15 protein-coding genes and 4 pseudogenes are annotated in these 19,677 nt (G+C 68.3%); 11 read left to right on the top strand and 8 right to left on the bottom strand.

The features are described 5' to 3' along the window. Positions 1 to 74 precede the first annotated feature (74 nt). Positions 75 to 1,022: a YihY/virulence factor BrkB family protein gene (locus ACHMXE_RS32115; protein WP_203205266.1), complete on the top strand. Its 948-nt coding sequence runs from the start codon at positions 75 to 77 to the stop codon at positions 1,020 to 1,022. Here ACHMXE_RS32115 and ACHMXE_RS32110 read toward each other — a convergent pair. Together ACHMXE_RS32110 and ACHMXE_RS32105 are read right to left on the bottom strand one after the other, a co-directional pair. Then, positions 970 to 1,728 carry a 3-hydroxyacyl-CoA dehydrogenase gene (locus ACHMXE_RS32110; protein WP_395348069.1) on the bottom strand — a complete coding sequence of 253 codons (759 nt, stop codon included), beginning with the start codon at positions 1,726 to 1,728 and terminating at the stop codon, positions 970 to 972. The two genes, ACHMXE_RS32115 and ACHMXE_RS32110, sit on opposite strands and share 53 nt — an antisense overlap. A gap of 155 nt (positions 1,729 to 1,883) precedes the next feature. After that, on the bottom strand, positions 1,884 to 2,438 hold the full coding sequence (locus tag ACHMXE_RS32105) for a phasin family protein (protein ID WP_057590418.1): 555 nt from the start codon (positions 2,436 to 2,438) through the stop codon (positions 1,884 to 1,886). 245 nt (positions 2,439 to 2,683) lie between these two features. Between ACHMXE_RS32105 and ACHMXE_RS32100 the strand changes: the two are divergent. Further along, positions 2,684 to 3,147: pseudogene (locus tag ACHMXE_RS32100) on the top strand (acyl-CoA thioesterase). A gap of 60 nt (positions 3,148 to 3,207) precedes the next feature. Here the strand turns inward: ACHMXE_RS32100 and ACHMXE_RS32095 are convergent. Together ACHMXE_RS32095 and ACHMXE_RS32090 are read right to left on the bottom strand one after the other, a co-directional pair. Then, positions 3,208 to 3,614, bottom strand: a pseudogene (locus ACHMXE_RS32095) (hypothetical protein). A 48-nt stretch (positions 3,615 to 3,662) separates the two neighbouring features. Then, positions 3,663 to 3,896 (bottom strand): CsbD family protein, encoded by a 234-nt coding sequence (locus tag ACHMXE_RS32090; RefSeq protein WP_093303623.1) that lies wholly within the window; start codon positions 3,894 to 3,896, stop codon positions 3,663 to 3,665. Positions 3,897 to 4,091: 195 nt separating this feature from the next. On the opposite strand from ACHMXE_RS32090, the pseudogene pncB reads away from it, so the two are divergent. From pncB to ACHMXE_RS32050, 8 genes and pseudogenes are all read left to right on the top strand, one after another. Beyond that, a pseudogene (pncB, locus tag ACHMXE_RS32085) lies at positions 4,092 to 5,311 on the top strand (nicotinate phosphoribosyltransferase). Next, positions 5,311 to 6,660 (top strand): annotated as a pseudogene (locus tag ACHMXE_RS32080) (sodium:proton antiporter). The pseudogenes pncB and ACHMXE_RS32080 overlap by 1 nt, the downstream one beginning before the upstream one ends. A gap of 13 nt (positions 6,661 to 6,673) precedes the next feature. Then, positions 6,674 to 7,654, top strand: a complete 981-nt coding sequence (locus ACHMXE_RS32075; RefSeq protein WP_395348068.1) for a 2-hydroxyacid dehydrogenase — start codon at positions 6,674 to 6,676, stop codon at positions 7,652 to 7,654. Positions 7,655 to 7,680: 26 nt separating this feature from the next. Then, entirely contained in the window at positions 7,681 to 9,054 is a 1,374-nt protein-coding gene (locus tag ACHMXE_RS32070; protein ID WP_395348067.1) for a DNA recombination protein RmuC, read from the top strand. Continuing rightward, positions 9,051 to 10,229: an MFS transporter gene (locus tag ACHMXE_RS32065; RefSeq protein WP_395348066.1), complete on the top strand. Its 1,179-nt coding sequence runs from the start codon at positions 9,051 to 9,053 to the stop codon at positions 10,227 to 10,229. Before ACHMXE_RS32070 ends, ACHMXE_RS32065 begins: the two co-directional genes overlap by 4 nt. 128 nt (positions 10,230 to 10,357) lie before the next feature. Beyond that, on the top strand, positions 10,358 to 11,896 hold the full coding sequence (locus ACHMXE_RS32060; RefSeq protein ID WP_395348065.1) for an MFS transporter: 1,539 nt from the start codon (positions 10,358 to 10,360) through the stop codon (positions 11,894 to 11,896). Between the two features lie 97 nt (positions 11,897 to 11,993). Then, positions 11,994 to 12,449 carry a hypothetical protein gene (locus ACHMXE_RS32055; protein WP_395348064.1) on the top strand — a complete coding sequence of 152 codons (456 nt, stop codon included), beginning with the start codon at positions 11,994 to 11,996 and terminating at the stop codon, positions 12,447 to 12,449. A 9-nt stretch (positions 12,450 to 12,458) separates the two neighbouring features. Then, a complete protein-coding gene (locus tag ACHMXE_RS32050) occupies positions 12,459 to 13,160 on the top strand; it encodes a TetR/AcrR family transcriptional regulator (RefSeq protein ID WP_203205275.1) in 702 nt (233 codons plus the stop codon). Between the two features lie 30 nt (positions 13,161 to 13,190). Here ACHMXE_RS32050 and ACHMXE_RS32045 read toward each other — a convergent pair whose 3' ends face one another. From ACHMXE_RS32045 to earP, 3 genes are all read right to left on the bottom strand, one after another. Next, positions 13,191 to 14,057, bottom strand: coding sequence for a TIGR00730 family Rossman fold protein (locus ACHMXE_RS32045; protein ID WP_203205276.1), 867 nt, complete (start codon positions 14,055 to 14,057; stop codon positions 13,191 to 13,193). A gap of 107 nt (positions 14,058 to 14,164) precedes the next feature. Further along, positions 14,165 to 14,719 carry an elongation factor P gene (gene efp / locus ACHMXE_RS32040; RefSeq protein ID WP_007830687.1) on the bottom strand — a complete coding sequence of 185 codons (555 nt, stop codon included), beginning with the start codon at positions 14,717 to 14,719 and terminating at the stop codon, positions 14,165 to 14,167. A gap of 172 nt (positions 14,720 to 14,891) precedes the next feature. Continuing rightward, the gene (gene earP, locus ACHMXE_RS32035; protein ID WP_395348061.1) at positions 14,892 to 15,995 is read right to left on the bottom strand and encodes an elongation factor P maturation arginine rhamnosyltransferase EarP; all 1,104 of its coding nucleotides are present in this window, start codon (positions 15,993 to 15,995) and stop codon (positions 14,892 to 14,894) included. A 165-nt stretch (positions 15,996 to 16,160) separates the two neighbouring features. On the opposite strand from earP, the gene ACHMXE_RS32030 reads away from it, so the two are divergent. Further along, positions 16,161 to 17,549, top strand: coding sequence for a M20/M25/M40 family metallo-hydrolase (locus tag ACHMXE_RS32030; RefSeq protein WP_395352892.1), 1,389 nt, complete (start codon positions 16,161 to 16,163; stop codon positions 17,547 to 17,549). Between the two features lie 24 nt (positions 17,550 to 17,573). Here ACHMXE_RS32030 and ggt read toward each other — a convergent pair whose 3' ends face one another. Next, positions 17,574 to 19,646 (bottom strand): gamma-glutamyltransferase, encoded by a 2,073-nt coding sequence (gene ggt, locus ACHMXE_RS32025; protein ID WP_395348060.1) that lies wholly within the window; start codon positions 19,644 to 19,646, stop codon positions 17,574 to 17,576. Positions 19,647 to 19,677: the final 31 nt, after the last annotated feature.

The following is a 19,677-nucleotide window of genomic DNA, read 5'->3' as shown; positions in this document are numbered from 1 at the left end:
GCGGCAAATCATACGCAAGCCGCGGGTCCCCGCGACCCGGCGGCATACTGGCGGCGACCGACCCTCCCGCCCGCATGACGACGATCAATCCGCTGAAACACGCCGCCCCGCTGTTGCGCCACCCGCTGCGCTTCGGCTGGGACGCCCTGAAGGAGTTCCGCGCCAACCAGGGGCTGCTGCTGGCCGGCGCGGTGGCCTATTACGCGCTGCTGTCGATCGTGCCGCTCTTGATCGTCAGCGTGATCGCGCTGTCGCACGTGATCGACCAGGCCGAGCTGCTGCGCACCATCGGCCGCTACCTCGAATGGCTGCTGCCGGGGCAGTCGAAGGCCATCGTGGCCGAGCTCTCGAGCTTCCTGGACCACCGCGACGTGCTCGGACCGGTGCTGCTGGTGACGATGGTGTTCTTCAGCTCGCTGGCCTTCAGCGTGCTCGAAAGCGCGATGGCGGTGATCTTCCATCACCGCAAGGCCGACCACAAACGCCATTTCCTGGTGTCGGTGGCCATGCCCTACGTCTACATCCTGTGCCTGTGCGTGGGGCTGCTGCTGGTCACGCTGGTGTCGGGCGCGTTGCAGCTCGTGGGGCAGGAGAGCGTCGACCTGCTCGGGCGCAGCTGGTCGCTGTCGGGCGTGTCGGGGCTGCTGCTGTACCTGCTGGGGCTGGGCGGCGAGATCTTCATGCTGACCTCGCTCTATCTCGTGATGCCGGCCGGGCGCATGTCGCTGCGCCACGCGCTCTTGGGCGGCATTACCGCCGCGCTGCTGTGGGAGGCCACGCGGCGGATCCTGATCTGGTACTTCTCGACGCTGTCGCAGGTCAACGTCGTCTACGGCTCGCTGACCACGGCGATCGTGGTGCTGCTGAGCCTGGAGATCGCGGCCACGCTGGTGCTGCTGGGCGCCCAGGTGATCGCGAACTACGAGCGCCTGGACCGCACCGGCAGCACCCGCGTGCGGCCGTCCTCGGTCAGCGCGGAGGGAGTCGAATCGCTCCGTCCAGCCGGATCACCTCGCCGTTGAGCATGTCGTTCTCGATGATGTGCTTGGCGAGCTTCGCGTAGTCGGCCGGGGTGCCCAGGCGCGAGGGGAAGGGCACGCTGGCGGCGAGCGCGTCCTGCACTTCCTGCGGCATGCCGAACAGCATCGGCGTGCCGAAGATGCCGGGGGCGATCGTCATGTTGCGGATGCCGTTGCGCGCCAGGTCGCGCGCGATCGGCAGCGTCATGCCGACCACGCCGCCCTTCGAGGCGCTGTAGGCGGCCTGGCCGATCTGGCCGTCGTAGGCCGCGACCGAGGCGGTCGAGATCAGCACGCCGCGCTCGCCCGTGGCTTCGGGCTCGTTCTTGCTCATGGCGTCGGCGGCCAGCCGGATCATGTTGAAGCTGCCGATCAGGTTGACCGTGACGGTCTTGCTGAACACCGCCAGCGCGTGGGGGCCGTTCTTGCCCACGGTCTTCTCGGCCGGCGCGATGCCGGCGCAGTTGATCAGGCCGACCAGCTTGCCGAGCTTCAGCGCGGCCGCCACCGCGGCCTGGCCGCCGGCTTCCTGGCTCACGTCGCACTTCACGAACACGCCGCCGATGTCGCGCGCAACGGCTTCGCCCTTGTCGGCCTGCATGTCGGCGATGACGACCTTGGCGCCGTTGCCGGCCAGCATGCGCGCCGCGCCTTCGCCGAGGCCCGAAGCGCCACCGGTCACGATGAAAACCTTGCCGTCGATCTGCATGTAGGAGTCTCCTGAGGAAGAAAAGCCTTGCATTATCGAAGACGGCCCGCCGACGACCGGTTTGGCGCGCGCATAAAAAAAAGGCCCCGTCCGAAGACGAGGCCCTGAATTGGATCCGTGAGGACCCAAGGAGACAACTGGTGGTGGTCGGCGGCTTAGCGCTTGCGCGACGAAGCGGTCGCGGTCTTGGCAGCGGCGACGGCTTGCGTGGACACGGCGTTGAAGTTGGCTTCGGCGACGTCCGACGCTTGCTTGACGGCCTTTTGCACCGATTCGAAAGCGTTGTTGGCGGCGGCGACGGCGCTCTTCAGCACGGCGACGGCGGTTTCCGAACCGGCGGGAGCATTCTTCGAAGCGCTGTCGACCAGGCCGACGAAGGCTTGCTGGGCTTCGCTGGCCTTCGATTCGAAGGCCTTGGTGAATTCGGCGCCGGTGCCTTGGGCGATTTCGTACAGGTGACGGCTGTAGGCGGCGGTCTTCTCGGCCAGGGGCTGGAACAGGCTGGCTTGCAGCGTCAGCAGTTCTTGCGCGTCCTTCACGCTCAGGGCGGCCTGGGCGGTGGTGGCGGCTTCCGACAGGGCGGCCTTGGAGGCGGTCACGTTGAGTTCGACGAGCTTCTCGACGCCTTCGAAAGCCTTGGTGGTCAGGCCGAACAGGGTTTCGAGGTTGGCTTTTTGGGCGGCGAGGATCTGGTCAGCGGTCAGGGCCATTTGGAATCTCCGGAAGGGATGATGGTTGGTCTATTCACGTGCGCTGCGCCTCGTCGGCTTTGTTGCGGTGCAGCATGGGCTCAAGTATAGGCAGCTGAAATCTCCGGGCAAGGGGTTTTTGTTGCTTTGCAGCAATTTAGAAGGCGCTTTCTAAAACCGTCCGGCCGCTCTTGAACCGCAATGGCGGCCGCGGGTGTCGCGCAGTCGCCTGGAGCCGGCGAAGGCCACTGGCAGAATCTCGCGCGATGATGACGCCCGCCTCCCCCGCCTCTCCCAGCGCCAAGCCCGTGCCGCAGCCGCGCGCCAGCTACCCCGTCTTCCGCAGCATTCCCACGCGCTGGATGGACAACGACATGTACGGCCACGTGAACAACGTCGTCTACTACAGCTGGTTCGACACGGCGGTGAATGCGCTGCTGATCGAGCGCGGTGCCCTCGACATCCACCAGGGCTCGACCATCGGCTTCGTGGTCGAGACGCAGTGCAACTACTTCGCGCCGCTGGCCTTCCCGCAGACCGTGGAAGCCGGCATCCGCGTGGCGCAGGCCGGCCGTTCCAGCGTGCGCTACGAGGTCGGCCTGTTCGCGCAGGGCGCCGACACCGCGGCGGCCCAGGGGCATTTCGTCATGTCTACGTCGACCGCACGACCCAGCGGCCGGTGCCGCTGCCCGAGGCGCTGCAGCGCGTGGTCGATTCGCTGCGGGCCTGAACTCCAATAGAAACGGCGCCCTTCAAGGCGCCGTTGTCGTGCGAGGTTAAGAGAAGAGACTTACTTCTTGGCCATCGCCTTGATGTCGGCCTTGCCCTTGTCCTCGTCGGCCTTGGCCTGCTTCACACAGGCGGACTTGGCATCGCCGGTCTGGTCGTCGCACTTTTCCTTCGCGACTTCATAGGTGGCCTTCACCTTTTCCTCGGCGACCTTGCGGGCGTTGCTGTCGCTGGGCTTGAACTGCTGTTCGGTTCGGCCTTGGCAACGTTCTCCTTGCCCTTAGCTTCCTTCTGGCAGACGTCCTTGGCGTTGTCCTTCATCGTGTCGCACTGGGTCTTGGCGACCTTGTAGTCGGCCTCGATCTTTTCCTTGGCGACCTTGTGCTCGTCCTTGTTCATCTGGGCGCCGGCCTGGGTGGCGACGAAGCAGGTGGAGGCGAGCGCGAGCATGAGCAGGTGTTTCTTCATTTTGGAGTTCTCCTAGTCGATGGGTGAGGGAAGGCGTGCGTCAGGACATCAGTAGCGTTCGAACCAGAGCGCGTCGGGCGAGCGGCCGTCGCGCGATTCCCAGTCCTTGACCTGCTTCTCGGCCTCGTCGCGGCTGATGCCGTGGCGTTCCTGGATGCGGCCCAGCAACTGGTCGCGCTTGCCGGCGATGACGTCGAAGTCGTCGTCGGTCAGCTTGCCCCACTGCTCCTTGACCTTGCCCTTGAGCTGTTTCCAGTTGCCTTCGATGGTGTCCTTGTTCATGCGAATCTCCTTGAGAGGTTGATTCGGCGGTCATTTCGCCGCCGTGAAAACACTGTCTCCAGGTGCATTCACCCCAGCGGTAGGACGTGCTGGGCAGGGTCCGTAGGCACAGGCCGACGGGGGCCGTGATAATCGAGCGATACCCGGAAAAAACTCCGGGCCGGGACGACCGAGAGAGACAACGCGCGCCGCACCATGATCATTCACAGCCTGCTCGACACCGACCTCTACAAGTTCACCATGATGCAGGTCGTGCTGCATCACTTCCCGGGGGCGCGCGTCGAGTACCGCTTCAAGTGCCGCAATCCGGGCGTCGACCTCGCGCAATTCGCCAGCCAGATCCGCGAGGAAGTGCGCAGCCTCTGCTCGCTGCAGTTCCGCGATGCCGAACTGGCCTACCTGCGCTCGATGCGCTTCATCAAGAGCGACTTCATCGACTTCCTGGGCCTGTTCCGGCTCAACGAGAAGTACATCAACATCATTCCCCAGCCCTCGGGCGAGCTCGAGATCCGCATCCAGGGGCCGTGGCTGCACACCATCCTGTTCGAGATCCCGGTGCTGGCGATCGTCAACGAGGTCTACTTCCGCAACACGCAGAAGCGCCCGATCTCGACGAGGGCCGCCGCCGGCTCGAGACCAAGATTTCGCAGCTGCAGGAAGCCGGCCTCGGCGACCTGAAGATCGCCGACTACGGCACGCGCCGCCGCTTCTCGAAGGACTGGCACGAGGAGGTGCTGCGCACCCTCAACGCGCGGCTCGGCGCGGTGACCTCGCCGCCCGCCAACTCGCAGCCCGGCGGCCGGCTGCCGCAGCTCGCGGGCACCAGCAACGTGCTCTATGCGATGAAGCTCGGACTGATCCCGCTGGGCACCATGGCGCACGAATACCTGCAGGCCTGCCAGGCGCTCGGTCCGCGGCTGCGCGACAGCCAGATCTTCGGCTTCGAGAGCTGGGCGCGCGAGTACCGCGGCGACCTGGGCATCGCGCTGTCCGACGTCTACGGCATGAGCGCCTTCCTGCGCGACTTCGACCTCTACTTCTGCAAGCTGTTCGACGGCGCGCGCCACGACAGCGGCGATCCGTTCCAGTGGGGCGAGCGCATGATCGCGCACTACCTCGCGAACCGCGTCGACCCGCGCACCAAGACGCTGATCTTCAGCGACGGCCTCACGGTGCCGCGCACCATCGAGCTCTACCAGCAGTTCCGCGGCCGCTGCCAACTGGCCTTCGGCATCGGCACCAACCTCACCAACGACCTGGGCTACGAGCCGCTGCAGATCGTGATCAAGATGATCCGCTGCAACGACCAGCCGGTGGCCAAGCTGTCCGACACGCCGTCGAAGAACATGTGCGAGGACGAGAAGTACCTGGCCTACCTGCGCCAGGTGTTCGAGATCGAGCAGCCCGCCGCCTGATGGCCGCGGCATTCGACGGCAGCACGATCTCGCCGCTGTGGGGCGTGCCCTTCGGCGGCATCCTGCTGTCGATCGCCTTGCTGCCGCTCTTCGCGCCGTCCTTCTGGCACCACCACTACGGCAAGGTCTCGGCAGCCTGGGCGCTGGCCTTCCTGCTGCCCTTCGCGGCGCTGCACGGCCCGGCGCTCGCGGGCACGCAGCTCATGCATGCGCTGGTGGCCGAGTACATCCCGTTCATCGTGCTGCTGACCGCGCTGTTCACGGTGGCCGGCGGCATCCACATTCGCGGCAACCTGCATGGGGCGCCGGGCCTGAACACCGCCATCCTCGCGATCGGCGCGGTGCTCGCGAGCTTCATGGGCACCACGGGCGCGTCGATGCTGCTGATCCGCCCGCTGATCCGCGCCAACGACAACCGCGTGCACCGCGTGCACGTGGTCGTGTTCTTCATCTTCATCGTCTCGAACGTGGGGGGCTCGCTCACGCCGCTGGGGCGATCCGCCGCTGTTCCTCGGCTTCCTCAAGGGCGTGGACTTCTTCTGGACCGCGCGCAACATCCTGCCCGACACGATGTTCGTGCTCGGCGTGCTGCTGGTCCTGTTCCATCTGATCGACCGCCACTACTACCGCAAGGAAGGCATCCTGCCGGTCGACCCCACGCCCGACACGCGCGGCATCGGCTTCGACGGCGCCGCCAACTTCTGGCTGCTCGCGGGCGTGGTGGCGCTGGTGCTCATGAGCGGTTTCTGGAAGCCGGGCGTGCACTTCGACGTGGCCGGCACCGAGGTCGGCCTGCCGGGGCTGCTGCGCGATGCCGGGCTGATCGCCATCACGCTGGTCTCGCTGAAGATCACGGCGAAGTCGGTGCACCAGGCCAACCAGTTCGAATGGGGCCCGATGGCCGAGGTCGCCAAGCTGTTCGCGGGCATCTTCCTGACCATCATCCCGGTGATCGCGATGCTCAAGGCCGGCACCCGGGACCGTTCGGCGCCGTCGTCTCGGCGGTCACGCGGCCCGACGGCCAGCCCGACCCGGCGATGTACTTCTGGGCCACCGGCATCCTCAGCTCCTTCCTCGACAACGCGCCGACCTACCTGGTGTTCTTCAACACCGCGGGCGGCGATCCCGTGGCGCTGATGACCACCTACGCGACCACGCTCGCGGCCATCTCGGCCGGCGCGGTCTTCATGGGCGCCAACACCTACATCGGCAACGCGCCCAACCTGATGGTCAAGGCCATCGCCGAGAGCCGCGGCGTGCGCATGCCGAGCTTCTTCGGCTACATGGCCTGGTCGATGACCATCCTGCTGCCGCTGTTCGTCCTCTCCACCTTCCTTTTCTTCCGCTAGCGAGACAAAGCCCATGAGCAAGCCCAAGATCCTGGTCGCCCGCGCGATCTTCCCCGAGACCCTCGAGCGCCTGGCGCAGCATTTCGAGATCGAGTCGAACCAGTCCGACGAGAGCTGGAACAAGGAACAGCTCGCCGCGAAGCTGCAAGGCAAGCAGGGCGCCTTCACCACCGGCAGCGAGCGCATCGACGCCGCGCTGCTCGACGCCTGCCCCGACCTCAAGATCTGCGCCAACATGGCCGTGGGCTACAACAACTTCGACGTCGACGCGATGGCCGCGCGCGGCGTGGTCGGCACCAACGCGCCCGACGTGCTGACAGAGACCACCGCCGACTTCGGCTTCGCGCTGCTGATGGCCACCGCGCGCCGCATCGCCGAGAGCGAGCATTTCCTGCGCGCCGGCAAGTGGCAGAAGTGGAGCTTCGACATGTTCGCGGGCTCCGACATCCACGGCGCCACGCTGGGCATCATCGGCATGGGCCGCATCGGGCAGGGCATCGCGAAGCGCGGCGCGCACGGCTTCGGCATGAAGGTGATCTATCACAACCGTTCGCGGCTCGACGCCGCGCTCGAGGCCGAATGCAAGGCCAGCTACGCGAGCAAGGAAGAGCTGCTCAAGACCGCCGACCACGTGGTGCTGGTGGTGCCGTACTCGGCCGCCTCGCACCACACCATCGGCGCGGCCGAGCTCGCGCTGATGAAGCCCACCGCCACCTTGGTGAACATCGCGCGCGGCGGCATCGTCGACGACGCGGCGCTGGCCGTGGCGCTGCGCGAGCAGCGCATCGCCGCCGCGGGGCTCGACGTGTTCGAGGGCGAGCCCAAGGTCCATCCCGACCTGCTGACCGTGCCCAACGTCGTGCTCACGCCGCACATCGCGAGCGCCACGGTGCCCACGCGCAAGGCCATGGCCGGGCTCGCGGCCGACAACCTGATCGCCTTCTTCACGGGCAAGGGCCCATTGACGCCGGTCACGCCGGTGGCCGCCAAGTAAAAGAAAGAAAGCGCCCCGCGATCCCCTTGGAACTCACCGACTTGATTCTTCTGGCCCTGGCGGCCGTGGCCGTCATCCAGCTCGTGCTCCTCGTCTGGCTGCTCGCCCGCCGGCCGCCGCCGCCCGACCATGGCGAACTGCTCGCCGCCAACGAGCGCACCGAGCGCGAACTGCGCCGCGAAATCGCGGAGAGTTCGCGCGGCGGACGACAGGAAACCGCGCAGGCCTTCGCCACCTTCCAGCAATCGCTGGTGATGCAGGGCGCCGAGGCCACGCGCACGCAGAACGCCCAGCTCGACGCCTTCGCGCTGCAGCTCGCCGCGCTGCAGAAGACGCTGGCCGACACGCTGGCGTCGCAGCTGCAGGGCCTGTCGGAATCGAACGCGCGCCGTCTCGCCGAGGTGCGCGCCACGATGGAGAGCCAGCTCACGCAGCTGCAGCAGGGCAACGCCGCCAAGCTCGACGAGATGCGCAAGGTCGTCGACGAGAAGCTGCAGAGCACGCTCGAGGCGCGCCTCGGCGAGAGCTTCCGGCAGGTGGCCGAGCGGCTCGAGCAGGTGCACAAGGGGCTGGGCGAGATGCAGACGCTGGCCGTCGGCGTCGGCAGCCTGCAGCGCGTGCTGACCAACGTGAAGACGCGCGGCATCTTCGGCGAGGTGCAGCTCGAGGCGCTGCTCGAGCAGGTGCTCACGCCCGAGCAGTACGCGCGCCAGGTCGAGACCAAGCCGCGCAGCGGGCAGCGGGTGGACTTCGCGATCCGCTTCCCGGGCCGCGGCGACGAGGGCGCGCCGGTCTGGCTGCCGATCGATGCCAAGTTTCCGCGCGACGACTACGAGCGCCTGATCGAGGCCCACGAGCAGGCCGACGCGGTGGCCGCCGAGCTCGCCGCCAAGGCGCTCGAGGCGCGCATCCGCGCCGAGGCCAAGTCCATCGCCGAGAGCTACCTCGCGGCGCCGCACACCACCGATTTCGCAATCCTCTTCCTGCCGGTCGAGAGCCTCTATGCCGAGGTGCTGCGGCGGCCGGGCCTGATGGACGCGATCCAGCGCCAGCACCGCGTGACTCTGGCCGGGCCGACCACCTTGCTCGCGATGCTCAACAGCCTGCACATGGGCTTTCGCACGCTGGCGCTCGAGCGCCAGGCTTCCGAGGTCTGGAAGGTGCTGGGCGCGGTCAAGACCGAGTTCGAGCGCTATGGCGAATGGGTCGAGCGCGTGAAGGAACAGGTGGCCAAGGCCTCCGACACGCTCGACAAGGCCGATACGCGCGCCAAACAGATGCGCCTGGCGCTGCGCAAGGTCGAGGCCCTGCCCGAGGGCCAGGCGCAGGCGCTGCTGCCGCCGCTGGCCGCGGGCACCGAAGGCATCGACGCCGATCCCGACAGCGGCGGCAAGCCGTGAAGGGCAGCGAACTGCTGCGCGTCATCGGCGCGCAGGTCTGCCTTCACGCCACCATGGCCGGCATGCGGCTGGCCACGCCGCTGTTGGCGCTGCAGCAGGGCTACAGCGCGGCGGCCGTCGGCGTGCTGATCGCGCTGTTCGCGCTGACCCAGGTCTTCCTCGCGCTGCCGGCCGGGCGCTTCGCCGACCGCCACGGCTTCAAGCGGCCGCTGCTGCTGTCGGTGATCGCGGCTTCGCTCGGCGCGGGGTTGGTCTTGGCGTTCCCGGTTTTTCCGGCCATGTGCGTGGCGGCGCTGCTGACCGGCGGCGCCACCGGCGCGACCGTGATCGCGCTGCAGCGCCACGTCGGCCGCTCGGCCACCACGCCGACCGAGCTCAAGCGGGTGTTCAGCTGGCTCGCGATCGCGCCCGCGGTGGCGAACTTCGTCGGCCCGTTCCTGGCCGGGCTGCTGATCGACCACGCGGGCCGCGCGGCCGCCGACATGCTGGCCTTCCGCGTCTGCTTCGCCGCCATGGCGCTGCTGCCGATCCTGTGCTGGCTGATGGCGCGCGGCGCCCACGAGCCGCCGCCCACGCCGCCGCTGCCCGGCGCGGTGCGCACGCGCGCCTGGGACCTGCTGCGCGAGCCGATGTTCCGCCGCCTGCTGTTCGTGAACTGGCTGCAGTCCTCGAGCTGGGACGTGCATGCCTTCGTGCTGCCGGTGCTGGGACACGAGCGCGGCATCAGCGCCTCGGTCATCGGTTCCATCCTCGGCGCCTTCGCGATCGCGGCGGCCGTGATCCGCATCGTGCTGCCGGCGATCGCCTCGCGCGCTTCCGAGCGCAGCGTGATCCTGAGCTCGACCCTGGTCACGGTCTGCGTCTTCCTGGTCTATCCGCTGCTGCCGACGGCCCTGAGCATGGGCGTGTGCTCGGTGGTGCTGGGCTTCGCGCTCGGCGCGGTGCAGCCGATGGTGATGAGCATGCTGCACCAGATCACGCCGCACAGCCGCCATGGCGAAGCGCTGGGGCTGCGGCTGATGACCATCAATGCCTCGAGCGTGGCGATGCCGATGCTGTTCGGTTCGCTGGGCGCGCTGATCGGCATCGGCGGCGTGTTCTGGGTCGTGGGCGGCGTGGTGGCGCTCGGCGCGCGCGCAACCTGGGGCCTGCAGGTGCGGGAGGAGGGGCACTGAACGGCTCCGAAGCCACGGCCGCCTTCCGGGAGACCCTGATCCAGATAAGATCAATTCTCATCTGATTGACAAGTTAATGACTTGAAGTCAGTATCGCCGCCTCCTCAACGAATCCCGAAGGCGGTCCCATGGACTCCCCATCCCGGGCGGCGATCGACGATCCGCGCCGCCGGCTCGCGCTCGTCGCCGCGGTCTATCTCGGCAGCTTCGTCGCCACGCTCGACGTGAGCATCGTCAACGTCGCGCTGCCCACCCTGCAGCGCGCGCTCGCCACCGACCTCGCGGGCCTGCAGTGGGTGATCGACATCTACGCGCTGTGCCTGTCGGCCTTCATGCTCTCGGCCGGGCCGCTCGGCGACCGCTACGGCCGCAAGCGCGCCTGGCTGGTCGGCGTGGTGGTGTTCACCGTTGGTTCGGCGATGTGCGCCATGGCCGGCAGCCTGAGCACGCTGCTGGCCGGCCGCGCGGTGCAGGGCATCGCGGGCGCGCTGCTGATTCCGGGGGCGCTGTCGATCCTGGCCCATGCCTTTCCCGAGCCGGCGAGCCGCGCGCGCGTGATCGGCGGCTGGTCCTCGTTCACCGCCATCTCGCTGATCCTCGGGCCGATGCTCGGCGGCCTGCTGGTGGACCACACGGGCTGGCAGAGCATCTTCCTGATCAACCTGCCGATCGGCCTGCTGACCGTGGGCCTGGGGCTCTGGGGCATCCGCGAGACCTCGCACCCCGAGCATGCGGCGCTCGATCCGGCCGGGCAGGTGCTCAGCGTGCTGTGGCTCGGCGCGCTGACCTTCGGGCTGATCGCGGCCGGCGAGCACGGCTGGCTGTCGGGGCGCACCACGGTGTCGCTGGCGCTGGCGGCGCTGGGACTCGTGCTGTTCCTCGCGGTGGAGGCGCGCGTGCAGCGGCCGCTGCTGCCGCTGGGCCTGTTTCGCGACGCGCGCTTCTCGGTCACCAACTTCGCGTCCTTCGTGCTGGGCTTCTCGGCCTATGCGAGCCTGTTCTTCTTCTCGCTGTTCCTGCAGCAGGTGCAGGGCTGGTCGGCCACCGACACCGGCTGGCGCATGGTGCCGCAGTTCGTCGCGACCGGCATCGTGTCCTCGCAGTTCGGCCGGCTGTCGCGGCGCCATGGCGTCCACGCGCTGATGGTGGCGGGCTACGGCCTGATCGGCGCCGCGATGCTCGCGATGACGCTGCTCGCGGCGGACACGCCCTACGTGGTGCTCGCGCTGCTGTTCGTGGTGCTGGGCGCCGGCACGGGGCTCGCGGTACCGGCCACCAGTACCGCGGTGATCGCCTCGGTGCCGGCGCAGCGCTCGGGCATGGCCTCGGCCACGATGAATGCGCTGCGCCAGGCCGGCATGTTGATCGGCATCGCGCTGCTCGGCACCTTGATAAGCAGCCGCGCCACCGCGCTGCTGGCCACCGCGCTCGAGCACGGCGGCCTGCCGGTGGCGCGCGCGCAGGAGATGGCGGTGGCCGCCGTGGCGCGGCACGACACCGCCGCGCTGGGCGCGCTCGATCCTTCGCTGACCCATGGCCTGGTGTCGGGCGCGCTGGCTGGCGGCTTCCATGCGGCCGTGGCCTGTGCCGGGCTGGCCGGCCTGCTGGCGGCCGGGTTGCTGCTCGGCGTCAGGCCGCGCACCGCCGCGCTGGCGGCCCGCGCCTGAGGAGCCGTTCTCCATGCCCGCCGCGCGCGTGCCGCTGCGCCTGTCCGCGCGTCGCCTTCCCGTTCTCCGTTTCCGGACCGTCGTCGAGGAGTTGTCCATGATCCATCACGAACTCGGCCAGTGGCCGCTGGTCATCAGCGTGTCGTCGGGGTTGCAGACCCTCGAGGACATGCAGGTCTTCACCGAGGACTGGAACCGCTGGCTCGACCGTGGCGAGCCTTTTGCTTCGCTGCGCGTGTTCGCCGACGCCGACGCGCTGGTGCATCCCGAGGGCGGCGCGCAGCGCGCGAAGCAGTGGCTGCAGGCGCGCGGCGCCGACATCCGGCGCCATATGATGGGCATGGCCAGCGTGGTGCCGCCCGATCAATACGAGAAAATCCGCAAGATGAATGTCGAGAAGCTCTTCGGCGTGCCGGCCGACACCTTCGCGCGCACCGACGAGGCCATCGCCTGGCTCGGCGAGCGCGTGCTGGCGCCGCGCGGCCTGGCGCTCGACGCGGCCGCGGTGAACGCGGCCATCGCGGCGGCATGTGCCGCCGCGGCCACAACCTGAGGGAACCGAATGACGACGGGGCGCCGCACCACCACTTCTTCCACGCCCGATGCGGCGGATCCGCCCGCGTCTTCCGAAGCGGCCGAGCCGCGCCGCCGCGTGAAGGCGCCCGAGACCCGCGCGGTGGCGCTGATGGACGCGGCCGAGCGGCTGTTCATCGAGAAGGGCATCGCCACCACCAGCATCGACGACATCGCGGCCGGCGCGCAGGTGGCCAAGGGCACCTTCTACCTGTACTTCCCCTCGAAGGAGGCGCTGCTCGGCGCGCTGCAGCAGCGCTTCGTCGACAGCTTCTGCGCGCGGCTGCAGGAGGCGATGGACCGCCACCGTCCCGAGGACCACCATGGCCGCATCAAGGCCTGGGTCGAGACGGGGCTCGCCACCTACCTCGACAACGTCGCGCTGCACGACGTGGTGTTCCACGAATACCGGCCCGAGGACCGGCGCATGCGCAACGACAACGCGGTCATCACGCAGCTGGTCGGCCTGCTCAGGCGGGGCGACGCGGCCGGCGTGTGGGAGGTCGAGGACCCGACGCTCACGGCCGTGATCCTGTTCAATGCGCTGCACGGCGTGGCCGACGATGCCGTGGCCATGGGCCTCGCGACCGGGCCGGGGCCCGAGCGGCGCCGGCGCGCCAAGGCGCTCACGCGCTTCTTCGAGCACGCGCTGCGGCCCGATGACGACGATGGCGACGACGAGGCCGCTTAGTCCCCGAGGCGCGGTCCGCGCCCGCTCGGATCAGAGCTTGTAGAAGCGCTTGATCGCTTCCCACGCGTCTTCCGGCGCGTCGACGTACTCGAAGAGCTTGACGTCGCCGGGCGAGATCACGCCTTCGTCGACCAGGAAGTCGAAGTCGATCAGGCGCTTCCAGTAGTCCGCGCCGAACAGCACGATCGGCACCGGCTTCGACTTGCGCGTCTGCACCAGCGTGATCACCTCGAACAGTTCGTCGAGCGTGCCGAAGCCGCCCGGGAACGCTACCAGCGCCTTCGCACGCATCATGAAATGCATCTTGCGGATCGCGAAGTAGTGGAACTTGAAGCTCAGCGCGGGCGTGACGTAGGGATTGGCCGCTTCCTCCATCGGCAGCGCGATGGCCAGGCCGACCGACAGGCCGCCGGCCTCGTGCGCGCCGCGGTTGGCCGCCTGCATGATGCCGGGGCCGCCGCCGGTGCAGATGAAGAGCTTGTCCTGCGGCTCCTTGTCCTCGCTGTGGCGCGCGACCAGCTTGCCGAAGGTGCGCGCCTTTTCGTAGTAGTGCGAGCTGCGCGCCAGCCGGCGCCAGCGCTCGGCCGCGGCGGTGTCGCCGGCCTTGTCGGCCTCGACGATCAGCGCGGCGGCTTCTTCCTCGCTGCGAAAGCGCGCGCTGCCGAAGACCACGATGGTGTTCTCGATGCCGTGGGCGCGCTGCTCGAGGTCGGGCTTCATCAGCTCGAGCTGCATGCGCACGCCGCGGGTTTCGCGGCGCAGCAGGAACTCGGGGTCGGCGAAGGCGATGCGCGAGGGATCGGGATCGAGCGGCAGCCCCTGGTCGGCATGGGACTGGAGCGTGGCCCAGGCATCGGCGAGGCGCTTGTCGTGAAGGTCGTGCGTGCTGTTGGTCATAAGGATGGGATTGTGCAGCGCGGGATTCGTTGCATGCGCGCGGCCGCAAAGACAAAAGGCTCCTTGCGGAGCCTCTTGCGGGTGGTGGTCAGCCGGGACAGCGAGGCTCAGACGCGCTTGCGGTATTCGCCGGTGCGCGTGTCGATTTCGATCTTGTCGCCTTGCGAGACGAACAGCGGCACGGGCACTTCGAAGCCGGTGGCGATCTTGGCGGGCTTCAGGACCTTGCCCGAGGTGTCGCCCTTGACGGCCGGCTCGGTCCAGGTGATTTCGCGCTCGACGCTGGTCGGCAGTTCGACCGAGATCGCCTTGCCGTCGTAGAACACCACTTCGACGGCCATGCCGTCCTCGAGGTAGTTCAGGGCGTCGCCCATGTTCTCGGCTTCGACTTCGTACTGGTTGTAGTCGGCGTCCATGCAGACATACATCGGGTCGGCGAAGTAGGAGTAGGTGCAGTCCTTCTTCTCGAGCACGATCTGGTCGATCTTGTCGTCGGCCTTGAAGACCACTTCGGTGTTGAAGTTGGCGATCAGGCTCTTCATCTTCATGCGCACGGTGGCGCTGTTGCGGCCGCCGCGGCTGTATTCGGTCTTGAGCACGACCATCGGATCCTTGCCGTGCATGATGACGTTGCCGGCGCGGATTTCTTGAGCGATTTTCATATCAGGGTCTCTGGATGTAAGCCGCTCGGTGCGCGGAGCTTCCAGAATCCGGGCAGGAGTGCCGGTTGGAAAAAGCCCCGCGGTACATGTCCCGCGGCAGGTTCAGCGGAGTGCATCTCGAACCCCCAGGAAGTTCCCAGGATCCGGGCCGAAATCCGCAAAGCCCGCTATTTTAGCTTTTTCCGGCGACGAAATGCTGCAGTTGGGTCACGAGATCGTCCTGCGCGAGCAGGCGATCGCGCCCTTGGGTGACCGCGAGGCGCCATTCCTCGCCGATGTCGGCGAGTGACAGGGCCGCGTCGCCGAAGCCGTTCCAGGCGTGGTGGAAGCGCCGCATCGAGGCCGGCGCTTCGAGCCAGTCGAGCCAGGCGTTCAGCTTCACGTGGTGCGCATCGTCGTCCTGTTCGTAGATCTGCCAGACCAGCGGCGCGCCGGCCCAGAGGGCGCGCACCAGCGAATCCTCGCCGCGCACGAAGTTCAGGTCGCAGGCCCAGAGCAGGTGGTCGAAATCGGGCTGGTCGAGGTGCGGCAGGTATGAAATCGATAGCGCACTCGCGTGGCTGGGCGAGCGTTCGAGCCCTGGTGCGCTCGAAAGGCAGGCCTTGACGGCTTCGGTCGCCCGTCCCGGCGTCACCAGCAGCCGGGACGGCGTGGCGTCATCGGCCAGTTGCGTCAGCAGCGCGGTCAGGGCCGGCGGCTCGTAGCAGAACAGCGACACCAGCCGTTCGCCTTCGCGCCAGGGCAACTGCCGGCGCGCCAGCCAGTCGGTGCGATCGAAGGCCGCGCGCTGCCGCGCCAGGTCCGGCTCGCGCAGCAGGCCACCGGTGGCCGGCGTGAAGCCTGGATAGAAGAAGCGTTTGGTGAGTCCGGCGCCCGGCTCCCTGAACACCGGCGAGGGCAGGCCGTGCAGCCGCTCCACATAGGGTTCGGCCGAGAGGTATTCGAGGTTGATCCAGGCGCGCGGGGCGCCATCGGCGGCCGAGGCTTCGGCGAAGCGCGCGATCAGCGCGGGTGCCGGATCGCAGCCGAAGGCCTCGATCAGCACCCGCGGCGCCGGCTCGGCCGCGGCCGCGCTCACCGCGGCCGGGTCGCTCCAGTCGATCACGCGCACGCCAGCGCAGCCTTCGGGTGCCATCCAGGCCAGCGCGCTGGCGTCGTCGACCCAGAGCCGCACCGCCTCGCCGAGGCCGGCGAGCTGGCGCGCGAGCCGCCAGCACACGCCGAGGTCGCCATGGTTGTCGATGACCTTGCAGAAGATGTCCCAGTCGCGTTGCATGGCCGCGAGTGTGCACCTTGTGCCTTTCTTCTGAATGGCTCTCGCGCGGGGCCGTCGCTATGCTGGCCGCGCACCACAACCACAACGGAGAGAGCGAATGAGCCTGAAGAAGATCCGCGCCCACCATCCCGGCGCCGCATTGCCCGCGACCTCGCGCCTGCGCGCATTGCGCGGGCGCGCTGGCCCTGTCCCTCGCGCTCGGCGGCCTCGCCACGGCGGCGGCCCCAGACGCTCACGCCGCAGCAGCAGCGCTTCCGCGAGATCTACAAGGAGCTCATCGAGATCAACACCACCCACTCGGTGGGCGACAACACGCAGGCCGCGCGCGCGATGGAAAAGCGCCTGGTCGAGGCGGGCTTCGCGCCCGCGGACATCCAGATCTTCGAACCCTTCCCCAAGAAGGGCAACCTCGTGATGCGCTTCAAGGGCGACGGCTCGAAGAAGCCGTTGCTGCTGCTGGCCCACATCGACGTGGTCGAGGCCCGGCGCGAAGACTGGAAGACCGACCCGTTCAAGCTGCAGGAGTCGGGCGGCTACTTCACGGCGCGCGGTTCCATCGACGACAAGGCGATGGCCTCGGCGCTGGTGTCGGTGCTCGGGCAACTGAAGCAGGAGGGTTTCAAGCCCAGCCGCGACATCATCCTCGCGCTGACCGCCGACGAGGAACGCGGCGATGCGCTGAGCAACGGCGCCTTCTGGCTCATCAACAACAAGCCCGAGTTGCTGCAGGCCGAGTTCGGCATCAACGAGGGCGGCGGCGGCGAACTGCGCAACGGCAAGCCGAACCTGCACCGGCTGCAAGTGGCCGAGAAGATGTACACCACCTACATGCTCGAGGCGCGCGACGTCGGCGGCCACAGCTCGGTGCCGACGAAGAACAACCCGATCTACGCGCTGTCGGCCGGCCTGGAGCGGCTGGGCAACTACGCCTTCCCGATCAAGCTCGCCGACGTCACGAAGACCTATTTCGCGCGCAGCGCGCCCTTCGCCACCGGCCAGCTGGCCGAGGACATGCGCGCCATCGGGACCGGCAACCCCGATGCCGGCGTGCTCGAGCGCATGACGGCCAACCCGGCCTACAACGCCCAGCTGCGCACCACCTGCGTGGCGACCATGGTGCAGGCCGGCCATGCCGAGAACGCGCTGCCGCAGTCGGCCAAGGCCACGGTCAACTGCCGCATCCTGCCGCACGACGATCCGGACGAGGTCGAGCGCCTGCTGACCCAGGCCGTGGGCAACGACAAGATCGTGGTGCGCAACCTCGGCAAGCCGCTGCGCAGCCCGGCGTCGCCGCTGCAGGGCGATCTGGTGAAGACGGTGGAGCGGCTGACCGAGCAGATGTGGCCGGGCGTGCCGGTGATTCCCGCGATGAGCACGGGCGCCACCGACAGCCGCTTCCTGCGCAATGCCGGCATTCCGATGTACGGCGTGACCGGCATGTTCCTCGAGCCTTCGGATGCGCGCGCCCACGGGCTGGACGAGCGCATCGAGATCCAGCGGCTCTACGACGGGCGCGAGTTCCTCTACCGGCTGGTGAGCGAACTCGCGAAGTAGGCGCCGCCGGGTTTCGGGCCCGGATCAGGGCGTGAAGGTATCGCCGAGCACGATGCCTTCGCGCCGCGGATCGGCCCCACCCGTGAGCACCGGCTGGCCACCGACGTTGGTGCGGATGATGGTGCTGATGCCGCTGGACTGGGCGCCGAAGTTGACCGTGTGGCCGAGCGCGCGCAGGCCGGTGATCAGCGGATCGTTGTTGCCCGAGTTCGAGGTGTCGATGGCGGGGTGTTCGCCGCCGACGTTGGTGGGAGAGAACGTGTCTTCTGCTTTCGCCTTGCTGTTGGTGGCGCCGAAATCGACCAGCGAGGTGGCCTGCTGGGCATCGAGGCCCCAGTCGAGCGCGCCGACCAGCGTCTTCACCACGTACTGGATGATCGTGCCGCCGCCCGGCGAACCGGTGCCCATCACGAACTCGCCCATGCTGCCGTCGGCGTTCTTCTTGAATACCAGGGTCGGCGCCATCGTGCTGCGTGGGCGCTTGCCCGGCTCGACGCGGTTGGCGATCTTGATGCTTGGGTCCTTGGCGTCGTTGGGGTCGGCCGAGAAATCGGTCAGCTGGTTGTTCAGCAGGAAGCCCTGGGTCATGTGGAACGAGCCCATCGAGGCTTCCACCGTCGTGGTCATCGTCACCACGTTGCCCTGCTTGTCGACCACGGTGAAGTGGGTGGTGCCGCGCTCCTCGGTCTTGTCGATGCCCCGCGGTACGCTGTCCAGTTTGCCGGGGTCGGCCAGGCCCATGCTCCTGGTCAGACTGATCAGGCCGGCTCGTTCCTGCAGGTAGGACTTGCGAAGCATCTTGTCGGGCGAGCCGCCAGGCAGCGGTACGAAGTCGGTGTCGGCCACGTACTTGTCGCGGTCGGCATAGGCCAGGCGCTCGGCCTCGCTCACGAGGTGCACGCCCATCACCGTGGGCCTGCCGCCCTCGAGGTCGATGGCCGTCGGCTTGTACTGGCCCATGTTGAAGTTCTCGAGGATGCCGAGCGCCTGCACCACCGCGATGCCGCCCGAAGAGGGCGGCGACATGCTGCAGATGTAGTAGTCGCGGTAGGTGCCGCAGACCGGATCGCGGCGCTTGGCCACGTAGTTCGCCATGTCGGCCATGGTCGTCTTGCCGGGCGTGATGGCCGAGCCGTCGACGGCCTTCGAGACCGCGATCTTGTCGACGATGCCCTGGGCAATCGCGCCGGTGTAGAAAGCGTCCGCGCCTTGCGTGGCGAGGGTCGTGAGGGTCTTGGCATAGGCCGGGTTCTCGAGCCGCGTGCCCAGCGCCTTCGGCGTGCCGTCCTCGTTGAAGAAATAGGCGGTCGCGTCGGCGTCACGCTTGATGTCGGTGGCCGCGCCGGAGATGGCAGTGGCCATGCGGCCGCCGATCGGGAAGCCGTCGGAGGCCAGCGTGATGCCGTAGCCGAACAGGTCCTTCCACGGCAGCTTGCCGTGGTCCTTGTAGGCGATGTCGAGCATGCGCACGGCACCGGGCGTGCCGATGGAGCGGCCGCTCGCGCGCAGCCGCGAGGTGGGCTGCGGCGGGTTCTTGTCGCTGACGTCGTCGATGTAGCGCAGGTAGTTCTCGGTGGCTGCGGCGGGCGCCATCTCGCGTCCGTCGTAGGCCTGCACCTTCTTCGTCTTCGCGTCGTAGTGCAGCATGAAGGCGCCGCCGCCCAGGCCGCTGGACTGCGGCTCGACCAGGCCCAGCACCACCTGCACCGCCACCGCGGCGTCGACCGCGCTGCCGCCGGCCTTGAGGATGTCGCAGCCCGCGCGCGTGGCCAGCGGATGGTTGGCCACCACCATGTAGTTCTTCGCGTAGACCAGCTTGTGGCCGACCACGTAGCCCGAGGCCGGTTCGGGCGCGGCCGGGTCGCCGGGGTCGCCCGAGCCCACCGTCACCGGCGTGCCGCTGTCGCCGATCAGGCAGCCCTTGTCGGCCGCCGGGGGCGGCGGCGCCGGCGGGTTGGCCGCGTTGATGGCGGCGATCGCGGCGATCAGCGCCGCGTTGTCCTGCCCGCCACCACCGCCGCCGCAGCCGGCCACGGCCAATGCGAGCGCCAGGGGCGAAAGCGCCCGCCAGCCCAGCGGCTGAGTCTTCTTTGTCATGGAGAGTGTTCCCGAATAGTTTTGACGAAAC

The organism is Variovorax sp. UC122_21, assembly GCF_044056785.1.
GTDB lineage: Bacteria > Pseudomonadota > Gammaproteobacteria > Burkholderiales > Burkholderiaceae_C > Variovorax.
This window is presented reverse-complemented; position numbering and strand designations above follow the sequence as displayed.

Coding starts and splice junctions, on each gene's coding strand:
- ACHMXE_RS32115 (WP_203205266.1), top strand. CDS start 75: ATGACGACGATCAATCCGCTGAAACACGCCGCCCCGCTGTTGCGCCAC.
- ACHMXE_RS32110 (WP_395348069.1), bottom strand. CDS start 1,728: ATGCAGATCGACGGCAAGGTTTTCATCGTGACCGGTGGCGCTTCGGGC.
- ACHMXE_RS32105 (WP_057590418.1), bottom strand. CDS start 2,438: ATGGCCCTGACCGCTGACCAGATCCTCGCCGCCCAAAAAGCCAACCTC.
- ACHMXE_RS32090 (WP_093303623.1), bottom strand. CDS start 3,896: ATGAACAAGGACACCATCGAAGGCAACTGGAAACAGCTCAAGGGCAAG.
- ACHMXE_RS32075 (WP_395348068.1), top strand. CDS start 6,674: ATGAGCAAGCCCAAGATCCTGGTCGCCCGCGCGATCTTCCCCGAGACC.
- ACHMXE_RS32060 (WP_395348065.1), top strand. CDS start 10,358: ATGGACTCCCCATCCCGGGCGGCGATCGACGATCCGCGCCGCCGGCTC.
- ACHMXE_RS32055 (WP_395348064.1), top strand. CDS start 11,994: ATGATCCATCACGAACTCGGCCAGTGGCCGCTGGTCATCAGCGTGTCG.
- ACHMXE_RS32050 (WP_203205275.1), top strand. CDS start 12,459: ATGACGACGGGGCGCCGCACCACCACTTCTTCCACGCCCGATGCGGCG.
- ACHMXE_RS32045 (WP_203205276.1), bottom strand. CDS start 14,057: ATGACCAACAGCACGCACGACCTTCACGACAAGCGCCTCGCCGATGCC.
- efp (WP_007830687.1), bottom strand. CDS start 14,719: ATGAAAATCGCTCAAGAAATCCGCGCCGGCAACGTCATCATGCACGGC.
- earP (WP_395348061.1), bottom strand. CDS start 15,995: ATGCAACGCGACTGGGACATCTTCTGCAAGGTCATCGACAACCATGGC.
- ggt (WP_395348060.1), bottom strand. CDS start 19,646: ATGACAAAGAAGACTCAGCCGCTGGGCTGGCGGGCGCTTTCGCCCCTG.